Origin of the sequence: Evansella clarkii (assembly GCF_002019695.1) — a bacterium.
GTDB lineage: Bacteria > Bacillota > Bacilli > Bacillales > Salisediminibacteriaceae > Evansella > Evansella clarkii.
The window spans coordinates 2,634,502-2,657,950 of record NZ_KV917376.1 but is presented as its reverse complement, the minus strand read 5'-3'; the positions used below and the strand labels follow the sequence as shown (position 1 = coordinate 2,657,950).

Annotated in this window: 24 protein-coding genes and 1 other annotated feature; of the genes, 4 read left to right on the top strand and 20 right to left on the bottom strand. The window is 42.2% G+C overall.

What is annotated here, in order from left to right:
• Positions 1-77 precede the first annotated feature (77 nt).
• Positions 78-1,229, bottom strand: a complete 1,152-nt coding sequence (locus BK582_RS12185) for a dicarboxylate/amino acid:cation symporter (protein ID WP_078597981.1) — start codon at positions 1,227-1,229, stop codon at positions 78-80.
• A 216-nt stretch (positions 1,230-1,445) separates the two neighbouring features.
• Here BK582_RS12185 and BK582_RS12180 point away from each other — a divergent pair, with 216 nt between their 5' ends.
• A complete protein-coding gene (locus BK582_RS12180) occupies positions 1,446-2,525 on the top strand; it encodes a YkvI family membrane protein (RefSeq protein WP_078595300.1) in 1,080 nt (359 codons plus the stop codon).
• A 126-nt stretch (positions 2,526-2,651) separates the two neighbouring features.
• Positions 2,652-2,822: a binding site (T-box leader), on the top strand.
• Positions 2,823-2,875: 53 nt separating this feature from the next.
• Positions 2,876-3,865: a tryptophan--tRNA ligase gene (trpS, locus tag BK582_RS12175; protein WP_078595299.1), complete on the top strand. Its 990-nt coding sequence runs from the start codon at positions 2,876-2,878 to the stop codon at positions 3,863-3,865.
• A 191-nt stretch (positions 3,866-4,056) separates the two neighbouring features.
• Here trpS and BK582_RS12170 read toward each other — a convergent pair whose 3' ends face one another.
• The 4 genes from BK582_RS12170 to BK582_RS12155 form a co-directional block, all read right to left on the bottom strand.
• Positions 4,057-5,652 (bottom strand): IS1182 family transposase, encoded by a 1,596-nt coding sequence (locus tag BK582_RS12170; protein ID WP_078593299.1) that lies wholly within the window; start codon positions 5,650-5,652, stop codon positions 4,057-4,059.
• Between the two features lie 399 nt (positions 5,653-6,051).
• Entirely contained in the window at positions 6,052-6,810 is a 759-nt protein-coding gene (locus BK582_RS12165) for a YjbA family protein (protein ID WP_078595298.1), read from the bottom strand.
• A 77-nt stretch (positions 6,811-6,887) separates the two neighbouring features.
• Positions 6,888-7,085, bottom strand: a complete 198-nt coding sequence (locus BK582_RS12160) for a YuzI family membrane protein (protein ID WP_331249377.1) — start codon at positions 7,083-7,085, stop codon at positions 6,888-6,890.
• A 170-nt stretch (positions 7,086-7,255) separates the two neighbouring features.
• Entirely contained in the window at positions 7,256-8,065 is an 810-nt protein-coding gene (locus tag BK582_RS12155; protein ID WP_078595296.1) for a DUF2268 domain-containing putative Zn-dependent protease, read from the bottom strand.
• 275 nt (positions 8,066-8,340) lie between these two features.
• On the opposite strand from BK582_RS12155, the gene BK582_RS12150 reads away from it, so the two are divergent.
• Positions 8,341-9,060, top strand: coding sequence for a Crp/Fnr family transcriptional regulator (locus tag BK582_RS12150; protein WP_244895380.1), 720 nt, complete (start codon positions 8,341-8,343; stop codon positions 9,058-9,060).
• 56 nt (positions 9,061-9,116) lie between these two features.
• Here the strand turns inward: BK582_RS12150 and fabF are convergent, their stop codons facing one another.
• From fabF to BK582_RS12115, 8 genes are all read right to left on the bottom strand, one after another.
• Positions 9,117-10,355, bottom strand: a complete 1,239-nt coding sequence (gene fabF, locus BK582_RS12145; RefSeq protein ID WP_078595295.1) for a beta-ketoacyl-ACP synthase II — start codon at positions 10,353-10,355, stop codon at positions 9,117-9,119.
• A 52-nt stretch (positions 10,356-10,407) separates the two neighbouring features.
• On the bottom strand, positions 10,408-11,340 hold the full coding sequence (locus BK582_RS12140; RefSeq protein ID WP_078595294.1) for a beta-ketoacyl-ACP synthase III: 933 nt from the start codon (positions 11,338-11,340) through the stop codon (positions 10,408-10,410).
• Positions 11,341-11,667: 327 nt separating this feature from the next.
• Positions 11,668-12,003: a hypothetical protein gene (locus tag BK582_RS12135; protein WP_078595293.1), complete on the bottom strand. Its 336-nt coding sequence runs from the start codon at positions 12,001-12,003 to the stop codon at positions 11,668-11,670.
• A 42-nt stretch (positions 12,004-12,045) separates the two neighbouring features.
• On the bottom strand, positions 12,046-13,005 hold the full coding sequence (locus BK582_RS12130; protein WP_078595292.1) for a BMP family ABC transporter substrate-binding protein: 960 nt from the start codon (positions 13,003-13,005) through the stop codon (positions 12,046-12,048).
• A 158-nt stretch (positions 13,006-13,163) separates the two neighbouring features.
• The gene (locus BK582_RS26980; protein ID WP_167553095.1) at positions 13,164-13,337 is read right to left on the bottom strand and encodes a hypothetical protein; all 174 of its coding nucleotides are present in this window, start codon (positions 13,335-13,337) and stop codon (positions 13,164-13,166) included.
• 182 nt (positions 13,338-13,519) lie between these two features.
• The gene (locus BK582_RS12125; RefSeq protein ID WP_078595291.1) at positions 13,520-14,296 is read right to left on the bottom strand and encodes a hypothetical protein; all 777 of its coding nucleotides are present in this window, start codon (positions 14,294-14,296) and stop codon (positions 13,520-13,522) included.
• A 188-nt stretch (positions 14,297-14,484) separates the two neighbouring features.
• Entirely contained in the window at positions 14,485-14,664 is a 180-nt protein-coding gene (locus tag BK582_RS12120) for a YjzC family protein (protein WP_078595290.1), read from the bottom strand.
• A 118-nt stretch (positions 14,665-14,782) separates the two neighbouring features.
• Positions 14,783-15,505, bottom strand: coding sequence for a YwiC-like family protein (locus BK582_RS12115; protein ID WP_078595289.1), 723 nt, complete (start codon positions 15,503-15,505; stop codon positions 14,783-14,785).
• Between the two features lie 219 nt (positions 15,506-15,724).
• On the opposite strand from BK582_RS12115, the gene BK582_RS12110 reads away from it, so the two are divergent.
• A complete protein-coding gene (locus BK582_RS12110) occupies positions 15,725-16,273 on the top strand; it encodes a hypothetical protein (protein ID WP_078595288.1) in 549 nt (182 codons plus the stop codon).
• 83 nt (positions 16,274-16,356) lie between these two features.
• On the opposite strand, the gene BK582_RS12105 is transcribed toward BK582_RS12110, so the two are convergent.
• The 7 genes from BK582_RS12105 to BK582_RS12075 form a co-directional block, all read right to left on the bottom strand.
• A complete protein-coding gene (locus BK582_RS12105) occupies positions 16,357-17,067 on the bottom strand; it encodes a Crp/Fnr family transcriptional regulator (protein WP_078595287.1) in 711 nt (236 codons plus the stop codon).
• A gap of 341 nt (positions 17,068-17,408) precedes the next feature.
• Entirely contained in the window at positions 17,409-18,704 is a 1,296-nt protein-coding gene (locus tag BK582_RS12100; protein ID WP_078595286.1) for a NarK family nitrate/nitrite MFS transporter, read from the bottom strand.
• 42 nt (positions 18,705-18,746) lie between these two features.
• Positions 18,747-18,998 (bottom strand): hypothetical protein, encoded by a 252-nt coding sequence (locus BK582_RS12095; RefSeq protein ID WP_078595285.1) that lies wholly within the window; start codon positions 18,996-18,998, stop codon positions 18,747-18,749.
• Positions 18,991-19,530, bottom strand: coding sequence for a Rieske 2Fe-2S domain-containing protein (locus BK582_RS12090; protein ID WP_078595284.1), 540 nt, complete (start codon positions 19,528-19,530; stop codon positions 18,991-18,993). Before BK582_RS12090 ends, BK582_RS12095 begins: the two co-directional genes overlap by 8 nt.
• A 34-nt stretch (positions 19,531-19,564) precedes the next feature.
• The gene (locus BK582_RS12085) at positions 19,565-20,107 is read right to left on the bottom strand and encodes a 4Fe-4S dicluster domain-containing protein (RefSeq protein ID WP_078595283.1); all 543 of its coding nucleotides are present in this window, start codon (positions 20,105-20,107) and stop codon (positions 19,565-19,567) included.
• Between the two features lie 24 nt (positions 20,108-20,131).
• Positions 20,132-22,258, bottom strand: a complete 2,127-nt coding sequence (fdhF, locus tag BK582_RS12080; RefSeq protein ID WP_078595282.1) for a formate dehydrogenase subunit alpha — start codon at positions 22,256-22,258, stop codon at positions 20,132-20,134.
• Positions 22,255-23,403, bottom strand: a complete 1,149-nt coding sequence (locus BK582_RS12075; RefSeq protein WP_139368239.1) for a respiratory nitrate reductase subunit gamma — start codon at positions 23,401-23,403, stop codon at positions 22,255-22,257. The genes fdhF and BK582_RS12075 overlap by 4 nt, the downstream gene beginning before the upstream one ends.
• Positions 23,404-23,449: the final 46 nt, after the last annotated feature.

The window sequence follows — 23,449 nt, the reverse complement described above, 5'->3', positions numbered from 1 at the left end:
CATCAGGGGGGACCAGCAGTACAATCTTTTACTGTCTGCCATTCAGCAGTATTCGTTTTTTAATGGGGTATTCCCTTTTACGCTGCTGTTTTCTTCGTTACTATCTTATCTACCAGCAAAGCGATTGCTCCATCTCCAGTAACGTTGGCCCCTGTTCCAAAACTATCCTGAGCCATATACAAAGCAATCATCAGACCGATAGCCGCTTCCGAAAAGCCAAGCATGGAAGTAAGTATTCCCAGAGCAGCCATTATCGCTCCCCCAGGAACGCCTGGAGCAGCAATCATAATGATACCAAGCATTGCGATTACTGGAATTATTTCAAAAATTGAAGGAATGCTGTATCCGTCAAGTACTGACATTACAGCAACAGAGCATGTCACAATCGTGATAACACTTCCAGACAAGTGGATTGTAGCACCAAGAGGAACACTGAAGTTCGCCACTTCTTCCCGCACTTTATTTTGTTTTGCCTGTCTGAGTGTTACAGGAATAGTAGCCGCGCTGCTCATTGTTCCTAATGCCGTAAAATAAGCCGGAAGCATTGTCTTAATAAGAGCAAATGGATTTCGCTTTGTCACTGTTCCGGCAACAGTATACTGAATAATGATCCACACCCAGTGGGTCGCTATCGCCGTAACAAGAACCAGACCGAATATTCGTAATGTCTCAAATACAGTCCCTTCCGCTGCCAGTCCGGCAAATATACCCGCAATATACACAGGCAGGAATGGGATGATTACTTTCCTGATAATTAACTCAACAATTGCCCGACCTTCGTCAAAAACTTTAATAAGAATGCCGCTTTGAAGTTTCGCCATACTGATTCCAAATACAAATGCCAGCACTAAAGCGGTAATGACACCCATAAGAGGAGCGATTTCAAAGGAGAAAAAAGCTTCAAGGCCGCCTCCCTCTTCCGGTGGAGTTCCTCCTGCTGAAATAAATGGCATCACAGTTATAGCAACAATAAATGCCGCAATTCCTGCCAGGAGAGTGGAAGTATAAGCCAGACCAACTGTATAACCAACCATTTTTCCTGATTCTCCTCCGAGCTGTGATACTCCGGATGCGATAAAAAATAAAATAATTAAAGGAATCATAAAGCCGATAAACTGCCCGAAGATGTCAGAAACAGTGAGCAGCAGTCTTGTTAAGAATTCGATTTGTGTAAGACCGATAATAATACCTGCGACAATACCTGCAATAAGCTTCAGTATAAGTTTCATAAAATTCCCCCCGTCTTTCTTTTTTTTTTTTAAAAGTAAGGCTTGTACTTTTCTAAAAACTATCATGCCTCCTATTCAATAAAATAGCAATATATTTAGAAAATATTAAAATATTCGGAATTTATACTAAATTCTTATTATGAGAATATTTTTTTGCACTCTATCAGCTTAACCTGCTAAGATGTTATAGTGAAAAAATATTATTGGAGGATTCATATGAGAAATTCATTTATTATTGGAAGCGCTTTTATCGGGGTTATTGTAGGAGCAGGCTTTGCTTCCGGGCAGGAGGTGCTCCAGTACTTTACCAGTTTTGGGATAATGGGAATTCTTGGTGCTGTTCTTGCGACTGCTTTATTTGCTTATACAGGCATGCTTCTCGTCTGGATTGGGAGCAAAACAAAGACGACCTCCCACAAGGAAGTAATTTATCAGATCAGCGGAAAGCTTTTAGGGAGAGTCATTGATTACGTCTTAATATTTACCCTGTTTGGGGTAGGTGTAGTTATGATAGCAGGAGCAGGTTCCAACCTGAATCAGCAATTTGGACTGCCGGTTGTAGCAGGAACTATATTAATGACCCTGCTTGTATTTCTGGCAGGAACAATGAAAGTAGACAGAGTTGTAAATACCATTGGAGGTATTACTCCTTTTCTCATAATATTTGTATTAATTATTTCTGTTTATAGTTTTATTAGTGCAGACGGTTCATTAAACGAATTGGATCCTGCTGCAAGAGAGATTTCTACCACACTGCCAAACTGGTTCATCTCCGCCATCAATTATGTATCCTTTAATATTGCGGTAGGAGCTTCCATGGCTCTCGTTATGGGCGGGGCTGAAGTAAACCGAAAAACCGCAGCGTTTGGCGGATTATTAGGTGGTTTAGGACTTGGGGTTCTGATTCTTTTAAGTAATCTCGCTATGTTCTCTAAAGTGGAACAAGTGGGAGGTGCTGATATGCCAATGCTCGCAATTGTCAATAATCTGTCGCCTGTTTTAGGAACGGTTATGTCCATAGTAATCTTTGCTATGATATTCAATACGGCCTTGAGCATGTTTTTCTCCTTTACTGCCAGGTTTACTGAAATGGAAACGAAGAAATTTAAAGTATTTTTCGCTGGCACTATGCTGATCGGTTTCATACTAAGCTTTGTCGGATTCACTGATCTGGTTGCCTATTTCTATCCGCTTATTGGCTATCTCGGTTTAATATTAATTGCGGTTCTGATTGTTACTCCTTTCAGAATGAGAAAAGCAGCTAAGGCAGAACAGAAGATTAAACAAGCAAATTAAGCAGAGGGTAGTAAGATAAGGTGTTTTGTTTTGTTGCCGGCTAACATTTCCTTTATTATCCGGATGATTTTTTAGTGTATCTTGCATTTCGGTGAAGGAATATATATAATGATAAAAAAATTAATATTAAAAGCAATGATAAAGATGTAGTACAATTACCCGCTGGATTTCAGAGAGCTTGTGGCTGGTGTGAACAAGTACCATGGTATATTGGAATTGGGCTTTGGAGCTTTTTTGTAAAGTGATCTTACTTATGTAAGATAATAAGGGTGGTACCGCGGTCCATTCGTCCCTTCGCAATAGGGGGCGAATGGGCTTTTTTATTTTTAAAACGGAAAGGAAAGAGAAAAATGAAAACAATATTTTCAGGAATTCAGCCAAGCGGAACATTAACATTGGGCAACTACCTTGGTGCTATGAAGCACTTCGTAGAACTTCAGAATGAAAATAACTGCTATTTTTGTATTGTAGACCAGCACGCTATCACCGTCCCTCAGGACCGCATGGAGCTGCGTAAAAACATTCGCAGCCTTGCTGCACTCTATTTAGCTGTGGGAATCGACCCTGAGAAGTCTACATTGTTTATCCAGTCAGAAGTACCAGCGCACTCCCAGCTGGGCTGGATCATGCAGTGTGCCAGCTATATTGGCGAGCTTGAGCGAATGACTCAGTTTAAGGATAAATCAGAGGGAAAAGAGGCTGTTTCCGCATCATTATTAACATATCCCCCACTGATGGCAGCAGATATCCTTCTATACAAAACAGATATTGTGCCAGTAGGCGAAGACCAGAAGCAGCACCTGGAACTCACCAGGGATCTTGCTGAAAGGTTTAACAAAAAATATAATGATATTTTCACAATTCCTGAAGTTAAGATTCCAAAAGTCGGGGCAAGGATCATGTCATTAACAGATCCTGAGAAAAAAATGAGTAAGTCGAACCCAAATCCAAAAAGCTTCATTTCTATGCTCGATGATGAAAAGCAGATCGTTAAGAAAATCAAAAGTGCAGTTACTGATTCAGAAAATGAAGTGAGATACGATAAAGAAAATAAGCCAGGAGTTTCAAACCTGCTTACGATTTACTCTCTCTGCTCCGGCTTAACAATCGAAGAACTGGAGAAAAAATATGCCGGGAAAGGATACGGTGATTTCAAAGCCGATACAGCAGAAGCTGTAGTATCCGTGCTGGCTCCTATTCAGAAGCGGTATTTCGAACTCCTTGAATCGGAAGAACTGGATAAAGCCCTTGACTATGGTGCTGAAAAAGCGGGCCGTACAGCACGAAAAATGCTTGAGAAAGCAGAGAGAGCAATGGGGCTTGGCAGAAAAAGAAGGTAACAAAGATCAATTTTTGGTAGTGGTTCCTCCTTCCGCTATATGAATGACACCCACAGTCAACATATTACTGTAAAACAAGACAATATAAATAATAACGAGGCTGTCCCAAAAGGTCGCTAAATTGCGATCTTTAAAGGACAGCCTCTTTTTGTAAGCTTTTTTTAGTTAATTTTTCGAGAGTCGAAGGCCTCTTACCCTGCCTTTGGCTCTCTTTTTATTTCTTTTTGTTCCTTCAACCTCAGATGTGTTTCCCATTTTAGAAAGTTATGGGCAATACAAAGAAGACCCCATTCCAGCGTCGTTTTGGAAAGGCCTCTCAGATGGAACCGATTAAAGCCTCGGTTATATTTAATTTGTCCAAAAACCGGCTCTACGTCACACTTTCTCCGCCGGTAAAGCTGACTTCCTGTTTCTGTCTGAAGCCGTTCCCGAACCTGCCTTCGCTGTTCCTGATTCTTCATAGACACACTAATCGTTTTCGTATCTTTTCCTTTAGCGCATACTTCCTGGAAAGGACAGCCGTGGCAATCCACGCACCGGTAAACACGTTTGATCGTCGTATAACCGTTTTCTGTTTTTCGATTAGAATTATACTGAAACGTAAGACGCTTATTATTAGCGCAATTCCACTCGTCTTCCTCTTCATCATATTGGAGGTTCTCCACCCGACCGATCTGATCTTTAAACTTTTTGGTCTGTTCCTTATCCAGTGTACTGTATTTCACATAGGCTTCTATCTTCTTCTCTTTACAAAAGGAGTAGTTTTCCTCACTTCCATAGCCTGAATCGGCGATCAGGTTGTTGGGAAGTCGGCGACCGTATTTTTCCAGTAAATCGAAGTGTGGTTTCAGGCAGCCTGGATCTCCAGCTCGCTGATGAAGGCTAAATCCGGTGATAAACTGGTTTTCTGTCCCTGTCTGTACATTGTAGCCTGGCTTAAGCTGGCCGTTACGCATGTGGTCATCCTTCATTCTCATGAAACTCGCATCAGTGTCGGTTTTAGAGTAACTGTTTCGGCCGTTCAGAATCTCTTTTTGCGTCTCATATTTTTCTTTTCGTGGAAGGAGATCCTTTTCAAGAAGGCGCTTCGCCTTTTTAACCTCACGGTTTTGTGGTGCCTCATCCAGTTTCTCTTCGAGTTCAGTAATGGACTGTTTGATGTCAGCTGAAGTGATTGGGTCAGCCGCTAGTTTCTCTTGTTCGTCCAACTCTCCTGCGTGATCCTCGTCTTGCCGGATCACCTTCTCTATACCCTGCATAATCTTATGGTACTTTTCGTTGAGCTGGCTGTCGTAGCGCTCGGTGGCTTTTCGCCAGACGAACGTATATTTATTGGCGTTAGCTTCAACCTTGGTGCCATCAAGGAAGTAGTCTTCTAACTTTACGAGACCATGATTCCGAAGGAGATCCACGATAGAAAAGAAAATCTCATAGATAATTTCTTTCATTTTCTCGGAGCGAAAACGGTTAATGGTGCGGAAGTCCGGCTGTTGGTGGCGAGCCAGCCACATAAAATAAATATTTTCCTTAAGCTGTTTTGCGATTTGTCTGGAGGAGTAGATTTTCTGTGTATAGGCATAGAGGATAATTTTTAACATCATTTTCGGATGATAAGGAGGACGTCCGCCCCCGTCATAACACCGATAGAGAATATTCTTATCGAGTTCTTCCACGGCTCGATTGACAATGCGACAAACGTGATGGGTTGGGATTTCTACTTCAAGATCCATTGGTAAATACAGCTGATCCATGTTATAATCTTGGAAAGAAATATGATCATGTTTCATAAAGAAATCGCCTCCTGGTATGGTTTTGGTGTGGTGCTTTAATTATACCAAATGGGGCGATTTCTTTATTTTTCAATTTTATTAAAATAGCTCGAAAGAGCGGCAGGCGGCGACTCCCGCGGGAAAAGCAACGGCTGAAGACCCCGCAGGGCGTTTTTCCCGAGGAGGCTGAAGCGTTGCCCGGGGAACGCGTCCGCCGAGAGCGATGCGAGCGAACTAATTACATTTACTTCAATTAATTGGTAAAGAAAGAGGGTGTCACCAAAAGCTAGGCTTTTGGGACACCCTCGTTGTTGTTTGCAGTTTTATGCTGCTGATAAAATATGTTTTTTCATCAGTAATGACGATTTTTTTCCACGGTACCACTGCTTATACTATGACGCACCTCTTATATACATCTTATCTCACATTTTTCTTTGCCGCCTCATCCTGCTGAAGCTCCCATAATTTTTCGAAAAAAGGCTGGCCTTTAATCATCGTATAACAGTACTCTTCATGCTTTTTGGACCATCCGTTCTTAATTTCATCGTATAAACCATGCCAGGCTTCCTTTAGCTCCATCTCATTAATCTTTCTGTATTTTTCAGGGGCCCACTCGGTATACCAGTATCTCATTTCTGCCAGCTCTGCCTCACTGTATAACTGGTCAAGCGCCATGAACAACAGTTGCTTGAGCTGCCTTTCTTTCCTGATCAGTCCGTTCATAAGCTGTGGCTCCGGAGATAAAATATGGTATTGTTTTTCGCACTCAAGATAATCAATATAGTATTCTCTTACAGGCTCTGAAGCAATCAGATTAAACAGCTGCTCTTCCTGCCTGGGAACCATCCTGCTCTTCCTTACAGGTGTGACATAACCAATTGTATCCACTACGATACTTCTCTTACCGTCAGTAGCTAAAAAACAATATTCCAGCTCTACCCGCTGGCTTTTTCTTCGAACAAAACTTTGTTTGTACACGTCAGCCAGCAGTTCTTCAGGAAGCTCCTGAAGACTATTTTCAATGTAGTCGAAAAGATCTTCATTGATTTTTAATACAGCTACCTGATCAAGCAGTTCAATCCTGTCTTCTTTTTTCCATTCAAAAAATTCGCAGACGTTGTAGCCGTTTTCTTCACCTTCAAACCAGTTTACCCATACATCCCGCATATGGAGCATTTACTTTTAACCCCCTTGCACGATTCATTTATATGAACAGTATGGGCAGGTGAAAACCAGTTTATTCCACTATTTTTTCACTTCTTTCGCAAGGGGAAATATATTATGGACCATATAAGCACCAGACCTGATAAAAAAATATATAATTCCGGCCGTGTCAAAAGAAACAGCCCGTATTCCCTGAGCGAAAAACCTACTGTAAGAAGATTTAAATAGGCTACAAGACTTACTCCTCCGAGCACAGCAAGTCCAAATCCTACAAGCAGAAAAAACACTCTTGCCAACTTTCTCCCCCTCCTTCCTCCCTCCTTGTCCATTTGGTTAATAGTTATATTTATGATTCTCTTTCCGAAAAAAAGAACCTGATATACTACTTTTTTAGAAGGTCTTCTCCCTTAGATTTGAAAAAAAGCAGAAAAAAGACTGCTGGAATATTTACAGCAGGCTACTGGACATAATCTGAACCTCTGTATATTTCCTCAGCAGTCTTCTTCACAAAGCTTATATGGTCCTGGGAACCCCTATTTGCTATATAACTTTCGGTAATTTTATATCCGATGGCGTACCCCAGCCATTTTGGGAAGCCATACTTGCCACCGTACAGATACTGCATCTGCCTCTTCCTACCAATGATATTGAGTTTATTTTTAATTTTCCTCTCCCACCATCTTTTCAGGAACTCCTGGTCGTACATTGTCATCCAGGGGGCAACGTATTCCTCGCCAACAATTCTCTTCACTTCTGTTTCAGCAAGCCCCTCCATAACCATGGATTCCAGCAGGGAAATATTCTGTTCATTCAGATGATGGTAGTCAAGCCGGCATGCATGGTGGTACTCATGGAGCAGAAGAGCGGAAAGTTCTTCGGGAGCGATATCTTTATGAAAAAAAAGAAAGATAAAACTGTTGAACGTCAGACCATTTCTCCCCTTCATCGTTTTCATGAATTTCCTGTCTGACGTGTTCACAGGGAAGAGATACACATCTATTTCCGGACCTTCAAACAAAGATTTATATTCTATATATTTTTCCTGCAGTAATTTCATAGGAACCTGTTCTTCCCACTCTTGCCATTCCTGTTTAAAACGTTCTCCTGCAGGCAGCATCCCTTGTTTGTACAACAAGGAAAGCCAGTCTTTTCTCAGCAAAGAGGGAAATGCAGTGATTGGGATATTCCTGTGTGGATCATTTTTTGTTTGATTTACTTGTTTATTAAAGAGTTCCCTTCCCCATCCCTGCGGATCAATAATGGGCATTTCTTTCACTCCTGTTCAAAGATTTGTCAGGCAGAACATGGGACCATGGCTCCGTGTTTATTTCTCTGTATTTCTGGTGGTTTCTCCTGTTTACTCGCGGAATTATCCTGGCACTTTGGTTCCAGTAACCTCGGTGCCACATTGAATTCCTTTAACAACGACCATTTCCCTCCAGCAAATGAGGTGTGAGTTTCTTCACTTTTATACACTTATAATTATGCTATGCTGGACTAAATTAATAGGTTCCGATATATATACGGGGAGGAGGAATAATTTTGAGTGAAGTCAAAAACCAGGCGAAATACGCACCTTTTTTTCATCAGCTTTCCAGGGAAAACCAGCACATTCTGCTTATTCACGGCAAGGAAATGACAGCACGTGCGGGGCAAACATTGTTTTATGAAGGTGAAGAGGCAAAATATATTTACCTTATCCAAAAAGGAATTGTCCGCTTAAGTAAAATGACGATTGAAAATAAAAAGTTTTTTCTACATCAAAAACAAGAGGGTGACATAGCCGGGGAGTTCAGTCTTTTTAATGATATGAGCTGCAGCATGACTGCAGAAGTCGTTAGTGATGCCGTTCTTGTGAAGTTTGAAAGGAAAAGCCTTGAAGCATTATTCTCTCAGAATGGAGAAATTGCAACTGCATTCATTAAATTGTTTGCAAGAAACACTCAGCTGACCCAGGCGAAATTCTCCGACCTCCTTTTATACGGAAAAACTGGCGCTCTCTATTCCATCCTCATTCGTTTCGCCAATTCATATGGGGAGGAAAGGCAGACTGGCATTCTTATTAACTGGAAGCTGACAAACCAGGATCTGGCCCATTTTACGGGCACAAGCAGAGAAACAGTAAACCGGATGCTGAACGACTTAAAACGAAGCAATATTATTTCTGTGAAAAAAGGCTGTATTTTAATTAAAGATATCGATTTTCTCAGGAAACATTTACACTGTGAAAGATGCCCTCTGGAGAGATGCACAATTTCATAAGAACGGAGAACACGCAAAAAAACCGGTCAGGATGCATCCTGACCGGCTCTGTTTGTCTATTCGTATTTGCGGAAAACTAATGTTGCATTGTGGCCGCCGAAGCCAAGAGAATTGCTCATTACCGCTTTGACTTCCTGCTGTCTTGCTTTATTAGGCACATAATCAAGATCACATTCCGGGTCTGGAGTCTCATAGTTAATGGTCGGCGGAATGATTCCTTCTTCTATTGCTTTAACCGAAAACAAGGCTTCAACCGCTCCCGCAGCTCCAAGAAGATGGCCGGTCATTGATTTTGTAGAGCTGATTGCAAGATTATATGCATGCTCCCCAAATACGTTTTTGGCTGCCATTGTTTCATATTTATCATTGTATTCCGTACTTGTTCCATGGGCGTTCAGATAAGTTATTTCCTCAGGTCGCATTCCTGCGTCTTCAAGGGCCTGTTTCATCGCCCTTCCTCCACCTTCACCTTCGGGAGCCGGAGCAGTAATATGATGGGCATCGCCAGTAGCTCCATACCCAGCCAGTTCTGCATAAATCCTTGCCCCGCGTTTTTGTGCGGATTCCAGTGACTCAATAACCAGCACACCGGAACCTTCTCCCATTACAAAGCCATCCCTGTTTTTATCAAAAGGGCGGCTCGCATTTCCAGGATCCGGATTAGTGGACATCGCTTTCGCCGAGCTGAAGCCTGCAAATGCCATTTCAGTGATAGGAGCTTCAGCACCACCAGTAATCATAATATCTGCATCGCCACGCTGCACTACTTTAAATGCATCTCCAATGGAATTTGCACCGGAGGCACAAGCAGTCACTGTACAGGAGTTGACACCTTTTGCTCCTAAAGTAATAGACACCTGTCCTGAAGCCATATCAGGAATCATCATAGGCACAAAAAACGGGCTTACTCTGCGGTGGCCTCTCTTCTCATACATTCTGAATTGCTTCTCGAATGTTTCCATTCCGCCAATTCCCGAGCCAATCCACACTCCCGTACGTTCAGCATTTGATTCGTCTATTGTGAGATTTGCATCTTTCACAGCCATTAATGAAGCTGCTACTGCAAACTGCGTAAAACGGTCCATTTTTCTGGCTGCTTTCGGATCAATAAATTCAGCCGGATCAAATTCAAGTGCTTCTCCTGCTACTTTCGTAGGAAAATCAGCTTCTTCGTATTTCGATAGTTTATTAATACCTGATTCGCCGTTTATAAGCCTTTCCCAGGTAGTTTTTGCACTATTCCCGAGAGGGGTCACTGCCCCGAGTCCGGTTATTACAACTCTTCTTTTTTCCATGTTTCCTGTCTCCCTTCAATTGCACTGGCAAAACTGCTTCAATTTTTAATTATTAACGTCCCCATCTCATTGCCACTGAGCCCCAGACAAGCCCGGCGCCGAATCCGACTAAAACAATGAGGTCTCCGTCTTTGATTCTACCATGTTCAAGCTCATACATTAATGATAAAGGTATCGATGCCGAGGAGGTGTTTCCGTATCTCTCCACTGTTCTGGACATTCTTTCCGGCGGGAGATCCAGTCTCTGCCGGGCTGATTCCATAATGCGGATGTTTGCCTGGTGAGGAATAAGAAAATCTACATCCTCTTTGGATAATCCGGCTTTTTCAACCACATTCATGGAGGACTCCCCCATTTGACGGACAGCAAATTTGAAAACTTCCCGCCCGTTCATTTTCAGAAATTCCTCTTGTTTAATATGTTCTCCTCCGCTGCCGTCGGCTCCAAGTTCAAAAGAGATAATCCCCCGCTCGTCAGAAACATTTCCTAAAACGGCCGCCCCGGACCCGTCACCGAATAAAACGGCAGTGTTTCTGTCACTCCAGTCAGTAATTTTAGAAAGTTTTTCTGTACCGATTACGAGGACATATTTACAGCTTCCAGACTCAATAAACTGCTTGGCTGTTACCAGTCCGTATATAAATCCGGCACAGGCCGCACTTACATCCATTGCAGCAGCATTCCTGGCGCCCAGCTGATGCTGCAGCATGGAAGACACAGAAGGGAACGGCTGATCCGGAGTAACTGTTGCTACAAGAATGAGATCCAGCTCTTCCGGAGATATTCCCGCGTTATCAATCGCTTCTTTAGCAGCTCTGTAGGACATGTGAGAGGTATCTGTATCATCAGATGCTATTCTTCGTTCTTTAATTCCGGTTCTGGTCTGGATCCACTCATCGGATGTATCCAGCTTCTTCTCTAAATCGGCGTTTGTAACTACATTTTCAGGAACGTATTTCCCCATGCCGATAATTCCTGCCCCCATAGTGTTTCCTCCTCAGTTCATAGCTTATTTTAAAATTTTTATAGTTATTATTATGACCTAGTGCTAAAAAAATTGCAATCCTGATTTTACAATATCAGATTATCCGATTATATTTGGCTGATAATCAAACATATGTAATTGCGGTGTGTTACTTTTCTGTAAAAATTTGGTCTGTTCGGTTATGGTGGAACCTTCTTGCGTTACCTGTCCAATATGTTTTTCCACGGTTCAGGCATGCTGGACGCTCTTACACTAACTTTCTAATCAAACTCTAACTGTAATAAAAAACCCTGCAGTGCGGATCCACATGCAGGGGAAAAATTTAAATTAGGTTTGTTCTCCATTATTTTTTTCAATAGAACTCATCAGCTCTTCGAACATCTCATCTACCCTCTTTTTAATAGCAGCCTCTTTTTCATTTTTCGGCTCAAATTTCTGCAGTTCCTCATATGTGTTTAAAAATTCGTCCACATCTTTCGAACCTATTTGAGCGATGGCTAGGTATGATAAGAAAATCACATTGGGCTTCGTTTCCTGATGAAGAAAGTTTCTCAAAGGTTCAAGCAGCTTTTTGGCGTTCTGATACTCCCTTTTATGTACTGCATCATAACCCTCTAATACTCTCTGGGCCATTTTTTGAACCGCTTTGTTTTTTTCAGGCATTGTATCCTCCTTACTCTTTACGTAGTTATTTCTTCCTTACTGTTACTGGCTGTTTCGCTCATGGGGAAGCAATCCGGTGTCAATGTAGGATTCCACTGCATCCTCAATCATCAGCACAGTTTCCTCCGGTACTTCTGAACTGAACTTCCCAAGACTGATTACACCGTCTTTGAAGTCGAAATACTTGTTTCCTCCATCAAGTTCTCCATTCAGATATCGTCCCGCAACAAATTCATATAGCCTGTCCACATGCTGAACTGTACTGGTGAGTACAGTCGTTTCCCCAAGATCAATCTGGTCACTGACATAACCAATTGCAAATAAACCGGCGTTTTTAACTTCTTCAATAACAGCTATATGAAAGCCATCGCCCGCAGGATAAAATACATCGGCCCCTGCATCTTTCATCACATTAAAAGCTCTGATTGCTTTCCCTTCGTCTATCCAGCTATCCATATACTGAGTATCTACCTCAACATCCGGATTCTGGAACTTTGCCCCTTCCTCAAATCCTTGTACTTCCGGCTGAAATGGAAAGGCAGCTATCACACCTAGCTTATTTGATTGTGTCATTTCTCCTGCCAGCATCCCTGCAAAATAACCCATTGCATATCCTTCGAAATGGAGGCTCGTAATATTTTCCCCTTCCACCTCACCGTTGAAACTTACAAAATGAACCGACGGGTAGTCATCCTTAACTTCCATAAACAAATCAGCGTATGTAATACTGTGGCCAAATATCAGCCGGACATCATCCTCTGCAAATTCATCAATAGCAGACAGGATATCCTCTCTTCTATTGATATCTTCTCTGACGAAAATTTCCATACCCAGGTTTGCCTGTGTATTTAGTATTCCCTGGTACCCTTTGCTGTTCCAGCCCTGGTCGTCTATTGGGTGCGGCAGCAGCAGTGCCGCCTTTTCTGGTGCTCCCACAGAAGTCCCGGCACAGCCGCCCGCCATTAAAATCACTGATAAGCAGTAAATTATCCAATATTTCATTATAACTGACACGCTCCTCTGCGTTCCATTGAAAACCTGAGGCTGAAAGATTGGCCATTCATTCTTTTTTCATAATTATACTAATCTTTCAAACCAAAATTTTATATTCGACAACCGAAAGAAAAAATCCTCTTTTTCTTTAACGCGGCAAAGGTGGATTATGTACTGTCCTTCCTCTGCCTGTATTTATAAAATATAATTTCAGCAAGAATCCCGGCGCAAATTGCCATCAACACGCTGACAACCTGGTCGAAAGCGGTTAACAATTCCAGAATAAAAAATGTAATCAGACATATAACAGAAAAGATAATAACTCCATAAACAGCTTTCAAAATTTGCCGCTCCTTTCATGAAAAAACGCTAATTACAATCATTACAGACGTGCATGAAAATAACAAGCTTTAGTTCATCTCAGGATCTGTTAAACTATGATGCTGAGTTTCACTGCCGGACGCCCGCTTCCCTCAGCCGTCCCGCGCTTCTCTGCAACACCTTTATGTTAAATGTTAAAAAATCAACCCTCTTCTCTGACAGAACCCAATTTTATTGAAGTGGTTTCATATTTTTTCAGGAATATGAGTAATTGCTTTGTAAACTGTTCGATCGTTTTTCCAGGCATATAAAAAGTCGTTGCCAGATCCTTCTGTTTGTCGTTCCGTTCTTTTATAAAAGGGCGCACATGAACATCAGGCGAGTATGGAGCCTGGTATATGAGCTGAAAAATTCTCAGTGGGATATGAAAAGGGATCTCACTCATTTCCCTTGTCCTTTTTTCGCATATTTCCTTCACTTCTTCTTCCTTAACACAGTAGGCGTTTACCAGTTCCTTCACAAACCTTTTATAAAAAAAGCGGTTGATTTTTTCTTCGCTTAAATGTTTATCCAAATCCAGACAAGGATTAAACAAAGTTACTGACCGCAGACTGTCCGGTGACCGAACCATCAGCCGGACCGCTAACAGCGCCCCCATCCCTTCAGCAAGAATGTGTATCTTTCTGTTCAGAATTTCATTTTTCAGTACATGCCGGATCAGGCGATCTGTTAAAGCCATATACTTATCACTGCCCCAGTGCATTTCTCCAATCCCTGAATAAAACACTGTATACCCTTCATTAACCAAACTCTGCAGCAGCTGTTTTCTCGCAGTATGCTGCTGCCAGAAACTTATTCCACCCTCTACATAATGGTTTCTGTCCCCCAAAATAAGCACCCCGAATCCATTAGGCCGTGCTGGGAGATGGACCAGACATTCTACATTCTCAATCTTTATATGGCGCAGACTAATAGACATGACCATCCCTCTCTAAATAAATCTTAAGCCTCATAATAACGTATTCAATCCTTTGGAAGGTTGTTCATATATATATGTCTGTTTTACAATAATTAGATTAGATACCGCAGATTAGTAAGCCATACCGGGATGATTATTCTCGTCCATAACGGAAGCCGGGGCTGCTGCCTCCGGCTTCCTTGCGTAATTCACGGTTTTCTTTTATAGGTCCAGATTCTGTCTTTATTCTTTGTTTCCGGAAATCTCTCTCCAGCCTCCAGATGTATTTGCTGAGGGTCGTTTACCATACTTTCTGTTTCACCAATTTCTACATAAAATCCGTTGTTAGGAGCTTTGTCTCCTGGTTTAAAATGCCTGCTCTGGCCCATTCTTTTTCACCTCTCTGATTATCCTGCATCTTAATGACGTCCTTATATAAAATGCCCGGCAAAGGGGAAATTATCCCTGTCCAAGAAAGGGAAAGCCGTTCGGTGAACCAGAAATGCTTTACATATAATAAGCCCCTACAATAATTATAAAAAACAAAGCACTGTTGACGATTTCAACAATCCCAATCTGCATAGGACGGCGCAGGTATTTTTTCGGCACGAACAATGTTTTCAGCAGGCTTACAAGGAAGGCAGCTGAGACGAAAAACAATTGCATCAGTAACGGAACTGCTACAACCAGGCTATGATAGATGAGAGATTTTTTGTGAAAAGCCTGGTTTTTCTTTTCCCTGATAAGAGACTTCACATGAAAAACACTTGCTGTAAAAAATAAAACCGTTACAAATAAATAAAAAAACGCTTCCAGCTGCAGCGCAGGCTCAGTAAGACGGTATGCCATCAGCAGCAGAGACGAGAGAGCGATAATTGCAATCAGATCATTTATAAACAACCTTTCCCTCTTCGTCCTGGCAAAATAAATATTCAGAAGAAATAACGGCAGTATCGCAAGCCCGATCAGCAAAAGGGCCGGATTATTTATGATAAATGGTACGGTTAACAGCAGTCCGGCGCTTATATAAATAAAAAACGATGGCCATACATCTTTATGCTTTGGGTTTCTAATATAAGTCAGCAGTGGAGCCTGGGCAAAGTAAGCTGCAAATAAACCAGCAAAAAACACAAAATGGGCCCAGTGAAGACCACTGATTGCAGCTCCTATCCAGTAGGGTACTATCAGCATCGCCCACGCCCCGTGCTCCCGAGGTATATACCATTTCATGAGTGACCACTTCTTTCTCTTCGCAGTAATATATCTTTAATTATATTGTAAACAACCTGGCACAGCTGTAAAGTGACCAGAATCACACTTTTAAATGCCCTTTTAAATTATTCACAAGTTGTTCATGTTATAATTGTTCTTGTATGTGAATTTTCCCACAGTGCAAAAATCGTTTCTTTGTTATTATGAATTCAGTAACAAAATGAGAGGAGAATTGGAATGCTGCAAGTAAAAATATCCTATTCAGGTGAACAAATGCTGTACGGAATTCTCTCCGCACTGGGTTTTAAATATGATAATTACCGTTATTCATTAAAACTTTCTCCAAAGGCAGGCGGTCCGCTGGTATTAACTAATCAGCCTGCAGACAAGGAAATTAATCTGACATTTCCTGAAGAAGTTACCATGGAAGACTGCATCCAGATAAACAGGATAATAGAAACTATAGCCGGTGAGGTCAGTGGTAAAGTTGACGACAGTGAGGCTCACCTTGGTTACGATAAAGACGGCAACAAAAAGTTCATTTACCACGGCTTTAACAGCTGGGCAGAGTTTATCGACGATGCACGGCATAAGACCCTTGAAGGCCAGAAGGTTGCAGTAAAACACGGTGATGAGATTATGGGTGAAGGAATTCTGCTTACCCTTGACAGAGCCAGAGAAGGTGACAAAGTGAAAGTTGTCAGCTGTACACTTGTTACGACTTCAGGAGAACAGTCTTTTTACGGTGACGACCTGCAGATCCTTCCGGTAACTACATGGCAATAATTCCTGGCTTTAGAAAAACATCGAACAAGGGAATTATCTCCTGTTCGATGTTCTTTCTCTTTAGTCGCAGCCTCACCAGGCGATCATATGGTGCAAATCTCCACAGGACAATCACCGCAATGAAGATAGTCCTTTAAAAACTGGATATCATGCAGGAGAATATGCCCTTCTCTCATAGAAACAATGTTTGTTTTCTTCAGATCATTTATCATCCTGTTAACGCTTTCCCGTGTAGTGCCAATATAGTTGGCTATATCCTGATTAGTAAGCTGTACATTAATTAAAATCCCGTCGTCGTTCTGGATCCCATATGAATTACTGAAACGGATCAGGGTAGAATAGAACGCCCCTGTTTTTCCGCATAAGATTAAATCCCTGAACTTCGCCTGCGTGGACTGGGTATGACGGGCAAACCATTTCATAAATGCCACTGCAATTTCTCCATTTTCCCTGAACAAAGCCTCAAGGGTATGCCGGTCAAACCTTACCAGAACAGCATCTTCAATAACTTCAGCACTTACACTGATTGCCATTTCATTAAACAGCCCAACTTCACCTACAAGCTCATCCCGCTGTTTCAGGTGAACGGAAAATTCTCTTCCTTCTGCAGTCATTTTACTAAGTCGTACTTTACCAGATCTGACTAAATAAACGTGATCAGGATAATCTCCTTCATAAAAAAGGAAAGTACCGCTTTTTACTTTTATTTCCAACCCGTAAGTAAGGAGCAGTTTCTGGTTTTCTTCAGAAATTTCGTTAAAAAACCTTTTCATTTCCAATTGTTTTTTTTCCATGGAGAAAACCCGCTTTCTTTAAAGAAATTTTATTATACTCATATTGCGCCAGTCATGACCCGTATGTGATTTAGTTCAATGCTGTATCCTCTGCAGTAAACAGGAACCTTTACTTTTCGTTTTACGTTTTTCTTCCTTCTGATACTAATATTATCACTGTTTTCATAGGATATAGTGGTTATTATTTGAAGATATTATGAATGTTTCCCCTACACAGCAGCCATAGAAATTTCAGATCTGCTTTACCTCTGTTTCCTGTTACCCTCTCTTTTTCCCTTCCGTACAAAGACATGGAAAAAGACGGTCCCTTTTCATTTGGACCGCCTTGCAGTTAACATTCCTCAGCACTTCACTTCCGCATTCTTTCTGGAATAGAAATACCAGTTGATCACCAGACTTACAGCATAATAAGCTATGAAAATATACAGAGCAAGATTTGCAGCTCCTGTAGTATCGATAGACCATCCGAAAATACTCGGGATCAGGTAAGCACCAAATGCGCCGATTGCTGAAGTCCAGCCAATAACAGCCGCAGCTTCTTTTGGCTTTTTAAAGATAAACGGAATCATACGGAATGTTGAACCGTTAGCAATACCTGTTGCCATAAATACGACCATAAACATGATCAGGAAGCCTGTAAAATTACCAGCGTTATAAAAGAAAATAACACCGAATGTCGCCGCGATCATTAATATGATATCCCAGAACGTAACGAACGCTCCGCCAAGTTTGTCAGACATCCAGCCGCCGACCGGGCGTATCAGGGCTCCGATAAGCGGACCAAGGAAAGCAAATGCCATTGCGTTAACTTCAGGGAACTCAGTACGGATTAGCAGCGGGAATGCTGCCGCATACCCGATGAATGAACCAAAGCACATTACATAAAGCCATGTCATAATCCATGTATGTTTCATTTTCAGAATAACCATCTGTTCTTTTACAGATGCTTTCGTTCCTGGAAGGTTATCCATTTTTAACATTGCCGCGATTACAGTCAGGATAATTGGTATCACCCAGATAAAAGCAGCGTTTTGCATATAAACTGGTGTTCCGTCCCCTAAATATTGAGGCGCTCCTGCAAAAGCTCCAAAAAGAGCAAACGTAACAACGATAGGTGCCAGAAGCTGAACAGCACTTACACCCAGGTTTCCGATCCCTGCGTTAAGGCCCAGTGCCGTCCCTTTCTCTCTCAGAGGGTAGAAAAAGCTGATGTTAGACATGCTTGAAGCAAAGTTTCCTCCACCTAAACCGCAAAGTGCTGCGAGAATAGCCATTGTCGTGAAAGAAGTTTCCGGATTCTGAACCGCGATACCAATACCAATTGATGGAATCAACAATGATGCAGTACTGATTACAGTCCAGTTTTTCCCTCCAAAAACTGGTACGACAAAGGTATATATTACACGCAGTGCAGCTCCTGTCAGCCCAGGAAGAGCTGCCAGCAGAAAGAGCTCACGCTCCGTAAAGGCAAAGCCTACATCATTTAAGTTTACAGCTACTACAGACCAGATTTGCCAGACGGCAAAGGCCAGAAACAAAGCTGGAATCGATACCCACAGATTCCTTCTTGCATGGCCTCTCCCTTCTGTTTCCCAGAAATGTTCATCTTCAGGATTCCATTTTTTAATAGCCCCCATAATTTTCCCTCCATTAACTCAAAGTTCATTGAGTTTATTGAGTTAAACTGCTTGATCTGTCTCCCCAGACTGACCAGATGAATCAGGCTTTTTTTCAGTGCCTGTATTATATTCCAGCTTTCTCCACTGAAGCAGAGTAAAAAATGCAATGAATGCTGAAACAACAGCGATGCCGGAATAAACTAAAGTAATCTCGTATTCTCTCCCCAGCCAGGCTTCCACTGTCCACTGCAGCATAACCACGTTGATTGCGATGGTTACAAATATTATCCCCCAGCACGTTTTCTTACCCATGGCGGTACTGCCTCCCTGTGGCATATACTGTTCCGTTAATTACTTCAACTTCAATTAGCGGAAGTTCCCTTTGCGGGGGACCGGCAATTGGGTGGCCGCTTTTCAGGTCAAAATATCCTTTATGGCACGGACAAAGCAAAGTCTCACTCTCTTTTTCGTAGAAAACCGGACACATTAGATGAGTACAGGCTGAATTATATGCTACAAGTTCTCCGTCATTTGTATGAACAAGGATAGAAGGGTCGTTATCTGTAGGATAATTAAATGTTACTGATTCTCCACGTGGCAGCTGGTCCAGCTGAATAATTTCCACATGCTCGGTGTCATCCTCGGCAAGCCCTACCATCGCTCTTAAGCTGAATGGGACAGTAGCCAGCCCGAGAGCCATAGAGGCTCCCGCTGCTGTTTTTAAAAATGCGCGGCGATTTAAAGTCATATCATCCTTTTGCTCGATGTTTTCTGTGAGATTCACCATATCACTTTTTGATTTCTTTCCGTGTCTTCCTCTTTCTTTCGGGCAATCATTTGACATGTTTGCCACCCCTTTCCGAATTTTAGCCGGTACTTCAGTCTGAATAGACTCCGAAAAACTCCGGTACGTACTGCCATTTATCATTTTCAGAAGGCTTTTTGCCTTCGATCAAGTTCATCTGTGTTCTCTTTCTCCGTAATTCCATCATTTCCTCATGGTCGATAAATCGAATTGCATCACTTGGACATACGGACGCACACATTGGAGCGATATCATGCTTCGTACGGTCATAACACATGTCACATTTGTACATCTTGTTCTCTTCAAAATCGAACTTCGGAATTCCGAATGGACAGCCGAATGTACAGTTTCGGCAGCCGATACATTTTTCTTCCATAGCCGAGAGTACAACGCCTTCTTCTGTGATCTGGATCGCATTTGCAGGGCATACTCGGGCACATGCCGGGTCTTTACACTGCATACACATCATCGGAAATGTCTGTCTGCTTTCAAAAAAGTCGATATACTCAACGTAGTTACGTTCCTTTGCATCATGACCGCCACATTCTCTGCAGGCAGCCTGGCAGGATCTACACCCGATACAGCGTTCAAATTCTAAATACATTACTTTTTTCATGAATGTTTCCTCCTCCAGCTTCTGTTAGTTCACCTTTTTGAGATTGACGGCACATACTTTAAATTCTGGCATTCTTGATGTTGGATCGAGAGCCGGGTTAGTGAGCTGGTTTACAGAAAGCTCTTTGCCCCAGTGATATGGAATAAACACATGGTCCGCTCTGATCGCTTTTGTAAGTCTTGCTTTCACTGTCATAGATCCTCTTCTCGTGGTAAGAAGTACGTTATCACCATCCTGGATGTTATATCTGGTTGAAAGCTCAGGATGCATTTCTACATATGGCTCCGGACATTGTTCCATAAGGAATTTCGTTCTTCTTGTTTGTGTACCTGAAAGATAATGGAATACGACACGTCCTGTTGTAAGTGTGTGAGGGTACTCGATATCAGATACTTCTCCTGGCTCCTCCCACTCTACTGCTGCAAGATTCGCTTTTCCGTCTGGTGTTCCGAATTTATCGATAAACATTGTTGGTGTTCCCGGGTGGTCCTCGGAAGGACAAGGCCAGAAAACTCCGTCTTCTTTCTCAATTCTGTCATAAGTGATTCCATAATAGTCTGCTTTACCGCCTTTAGATGCTAAGCGGAATTCTTCAAAGATTTCCGGTACGTTTTTATAGCCAAAGTACTTTCCTTTGCCCATTCTTTCTGCAATCAGGTTTATAATCTCCCAGTCAGGTTTTGATTCGCCAATCGGATCTTTTACTTTACGGATCCTGATTACTCTTCCTTCAAGGTTTGTTGTTGTTCCTTCATCTTCCGCCCATGTTGCTGCCGGCAGTACTACGTCTGCAAATTCGGCTGTTTCAGAGAGGAAGAAGTCGCTTACTACCATGAAGTCCAGCTTGTTGAAACCATCCCAGATGTAATTGTTATTTGGTGCTGATACCGCCGGGTTACTGCAGATTACATGCATTGCTTTAATTCTGCCGGCTTGAATTTCATCAAACATTTCATAAGCTGAAACTCCTGCTTTCGGCATTTCTGACGGATCGATTCCCCAAACGCTGGACACATATTTAACATGTTCCGGGTTGTCGATTTTACGGTAGCCTGGAAGAGCGTCTGCCTTCTGGCCATGCTCGCGGCCGCCCTGTCCGTTCCCTTGTCCTGTAAAGGTTGCAACACCGGAAGCAAATTTTCCGACCTGGCCTCTGAGGAGAGCCATGGAAGTATAAAGGCTTACGTTATCAACGCCTTTTTTCTGCTGTTCAACACCTCGTGCAAACATAACGACCGAACGAGGGGACTGTCCGTAAATATGTGCTGCTTTAATAATTTTTTCTACTGCAACTCCTGTAATTTCAGACGTATATTCAGGAGTAAACTTAGCTACTGACGCTTTTAGCTCTTCGTAGTTGTTGCATCTTTCATTCACATACGTTTCATCTACATATCCTTCTCTGACAAGAAGGTGCATAATTCCGTTTGCTAAAGCTGAGTCTGTTCCTGATCTTAAATCAAGGTGCACATCTGCGATTCTAGCAGTTGGTGTTTCCCTCGGATCAGCAACGATCATTTTCGCTCCCTTATCCCTTGCCTTCCAGAGCCACTGAATAGATGTTGGGTGACATTCCGCGGTGTTACTTCCTGCCATGAAGAAACAGTCAGTATGCTCGATTTCCGGCCATGGCAGTGTTGAACCTCTGTCAATTCCCAGAGTTTTCATGAAGCCTCCCGCAGCAGAGGACATACAGAATCTTCCGTTATAATCTACATACCTCGTTCCTAATCCTACTCTTGCATATTTCCCAACGAGATAGCATTTTTCGTTTGTCATCGATACACCGCCGAATACAGAGAGGGCATCTTTTCCGTGCTCATTCTGAAGCCTTTTGAAATTCTTTTCAATGAGATCAAGTGCTTCCTCCCATGTACTTTCAACAAACTTTCCATTTTTCTTAATTAAAGGCGTTTTAATTCTTTCTTCGTGGTCTACTGTCTGGTAAGCAGTTACACCTTTAGGACACATCTTCCCAAGCGTTACGGGCCAGTCATATCTCGGTTCTACCCCTACCACTTTCCCTGACTTTTCATTTACTCTTATATGCATACCGCACTGCATACCACAGTAACAGCAGTGAGTGGTGATCAGTTTTTCACCTTTATTCTGGATGTTTTTAACTCCTGGTTTAACAACAAATTCTGTCATGATTTAACTTCCTCCTTTACTGCCTGGTTATAAAATTCTTCCGACCGTTCCCGTCCAAAGCCCGGCACATGAATTCCATTGTTTGTTTGTACAGGTCCGCTGACTTTTCCGAATTTGGATTTCATATTCAGGTGATCCATTACTCTGATCATCCTTCGGCAAGCTGTACAATAGTCTGAAGGTTTGTTGCCGTTATCCATTTCCAGATCAAATGCCTGGTTGCCAAGGATTTGCTGCACATCAGCGATTTGATCATCGTTTGAGTACAGCTCGCCGCAGCCGGCACACTCTTTCGTGTCTACCTTAACAACTTCCTGATAGTTCATCGGCACTGCTGCTGCCATTGGACGAATCGGCAGGTGGAACAGTTTTCCGAATGGGAAGTATACAAGGAAAACTACTACCGTAATTTGGTGAATTAGCGCCAGTTCAGGGTGCATCCAGCCGCTTAGCAGTTTATAGGAAACTGTTAGGGCGAGACCTGTTACTGTCATTGCCAGAAGCAAATATAATGGAAACAAGTCGAACTCTGCCCTCTGAGTAACCTTCAAATCGTTATTTCCGATTCTTCTTACAAGTGCCATGATTACCCCTATAAGAAGCATTGCAGCTGTTATATTCAATCCTTCAAATATCATGGAAGCGAGAATTCCGTCCGGGTGCATGGAGATGGTTGGAATTCCGAAAACTACCATCTGATATGTTTCTGCGTTGATTAACTTAAAGTGCATCCATCCGAACGTTAGCCCGAAGGTGATTGCAAGGGACCCGATACAACCCCAGGCTATAAGCCAGTGCTGTATGCCTCTGTACCATCCTCTTTTAAAAATGAATTTTTGAAGAATGATATTGTCGAACAATGTTTTACCTATCGCTTTGAAATTTCTTTTTTGCCGCTTTTTTGTTTTCATGTTTTTTATTGATCGTTTCAAAACTTCATAGGTGGCCGGCCTCATAATCCATGATGTCAGTCTGACTGTTATTCCGATAAAGAAGATAAAGGACGAAACCATATATCCGAATAACATCCAGTCCATATGTGAAAACTGGCCTGTGCCTATCCACATCAACATAAACAACACAACTACTACTATGAAAGAATACATACTTGCCTTTGAATAAAAGGACCTCTCTAACCTTTCCACAGCATTTCCTCCTTTATTTCTGTCTGTCAATTCAGCAACTGTTCAT

What these genes read in the sequence shown, in the direction of transcription:
- BK582_RS12185 (WP_078597981.1), bottom strand. Translation starts at nt 1,229, where the DNA reads ATGAAACTTATACTGAAGCTTATTGCAGGTATTGTCGCAGGTATTATT.
- BK582_RS12180 (WP_078595300.1), top strand. Translation starts at nt 1,446, where the DNA reads ATGAGAAATTCATTTATTATTGGAAGCGCTTTTATCGGGGTTATTGTA.
- trpS (WP_078595299.1), top strand. Translation starts at nt 2,876, where the DNA reads ATGAAAACAATATTTTCAGGAATTCAGCCAAGCGGAACATTAACATTG.
- BK582_RS12170 (WP_078593299.1), bottom strand. Translation starts at nt 5,652, where the DNA reads ATGAAACATGATCATATTTCTTTCCAAGATTATAACATGGATCAGCTG.
- BK582_RS12165 (WP_078595298.1), bottom strand. Translation starts at nt 6,810, where the DNA reads ATGCTCCATATGCGGGATGTATGGGTAAACTGGTTTGAAGGTGAAGAA.
- BK582_RS12155 (WP_078595296.1), bottom strand. Translation starts at nt 8,065, where the DNA reads ATGCCCATTATTGATCCGCAGGGATGGGGAAGGGAACTCTTTAATAAA.
- fabF (WP_078595295.1), bottom strand. Translation starts at nt 10,355, where the DNA reads ATGGAAAAAAGAAGAGTTGTAATAACCGGACTCGGGGCAGTGACCCCT.
- BK582_RS12140 (WP_078595294.1), bottom strand. Translation starts at nt 11,340, where the DNA reads ATGGGGGCAGGAATTATCGGCATGGGGAAATACGTTCCTGAAAATGTA.
- BK582_RS12135 (WP_078595293.1), bottom strand. Translation starts at nt 12,003, where the DNA reads ATGCCTGAAAAAAACAAAGCGGTTCAAAAAATGGCCCAGAGAGTATTA.
- BK582_RS12130 (WP_078595292.1), bottom strand. Translation starts at nt 13,005, where the DNA reads ATGAAATATTGGATAATTTACTGCTTATCAGTGATTTTAATGGCGGGC.
- BK582_RS12125 (WP_078595291.1), bottom strand. Translation starts at nt 14,296, where the DNA reads ATGTCTATTAGTCTGCGCCATATAAAGATTGAGAATGTAGAATGTCTG.
- BK582_RS12120 (WP_078595290.1), bottom strand. Translation starts at nt 14,664, where the DNA reads ATGGGCCAGAGCAGGCATTTTAAACCAGGAGACAAAGCTCCTAACAAC.
- BK582_RS12115 (WP_078595289.1), bottom strand. Translation starts at nt 15,505, where the DNA reads ATGAAATGGTATATACCTCGGGAGCACGGGGCGTGGGCGATGCTGATA.
- BK582_RS12110 (WP_078595288.1), top strand. Translation starts at nt 15,725, where the DNA reads ATGCTGCAAGTAAAAATATCCTATTCAGGTGAACAAATGCTGTACGGA.
- BK582_RS12105 (WP_078595287.1), bottom strand. Translation starts at nt 17,067, where the DNA reads ATGGAAAAAAAACAATTGGAAATGAAAAGGTTTTTTAACGAAATTTCT.
- BK582_RS12100 (WP_078595286.1), bottom strand. Translation starts at nt 18,704, where the DNA reads ATGGGGGCTATTAAAAAATGGAATCCTGAAGATGAACATTTCTGGGAA.
- BK582_RS12095 (WP_078595285.1), bottom strand. Translation starts at nt 18,998, where the DNA reads ATGGGTAAGAAAACGTGCTGGGGGATAATATTTGTAACCATCGCAATC.
- BK582_RS12090 (WP_078595284.1), bottom strand. Translation starts at nt 19,530, where the DNA reads ATGTCAAATGATTGCCCGAAAGAAAGAGGAAGACACGGAAAGAAATCA.
- BK582_RS12085 (WP_078595283.1), bottom strand. Translation starts at nt 20,107, where the DNA reads ATGAAAAAAGTAATGTATTTAGAATTTGAACGCTGTATCGGGTGTAGA.
- fdhF (WP_078595282.1), bottom strand. Translation starts at nt 22,258, where the DNA reads ATGACAGAATTTGTTGTTAAACCAGGAGTTAAAAACATCCAGAATAAA.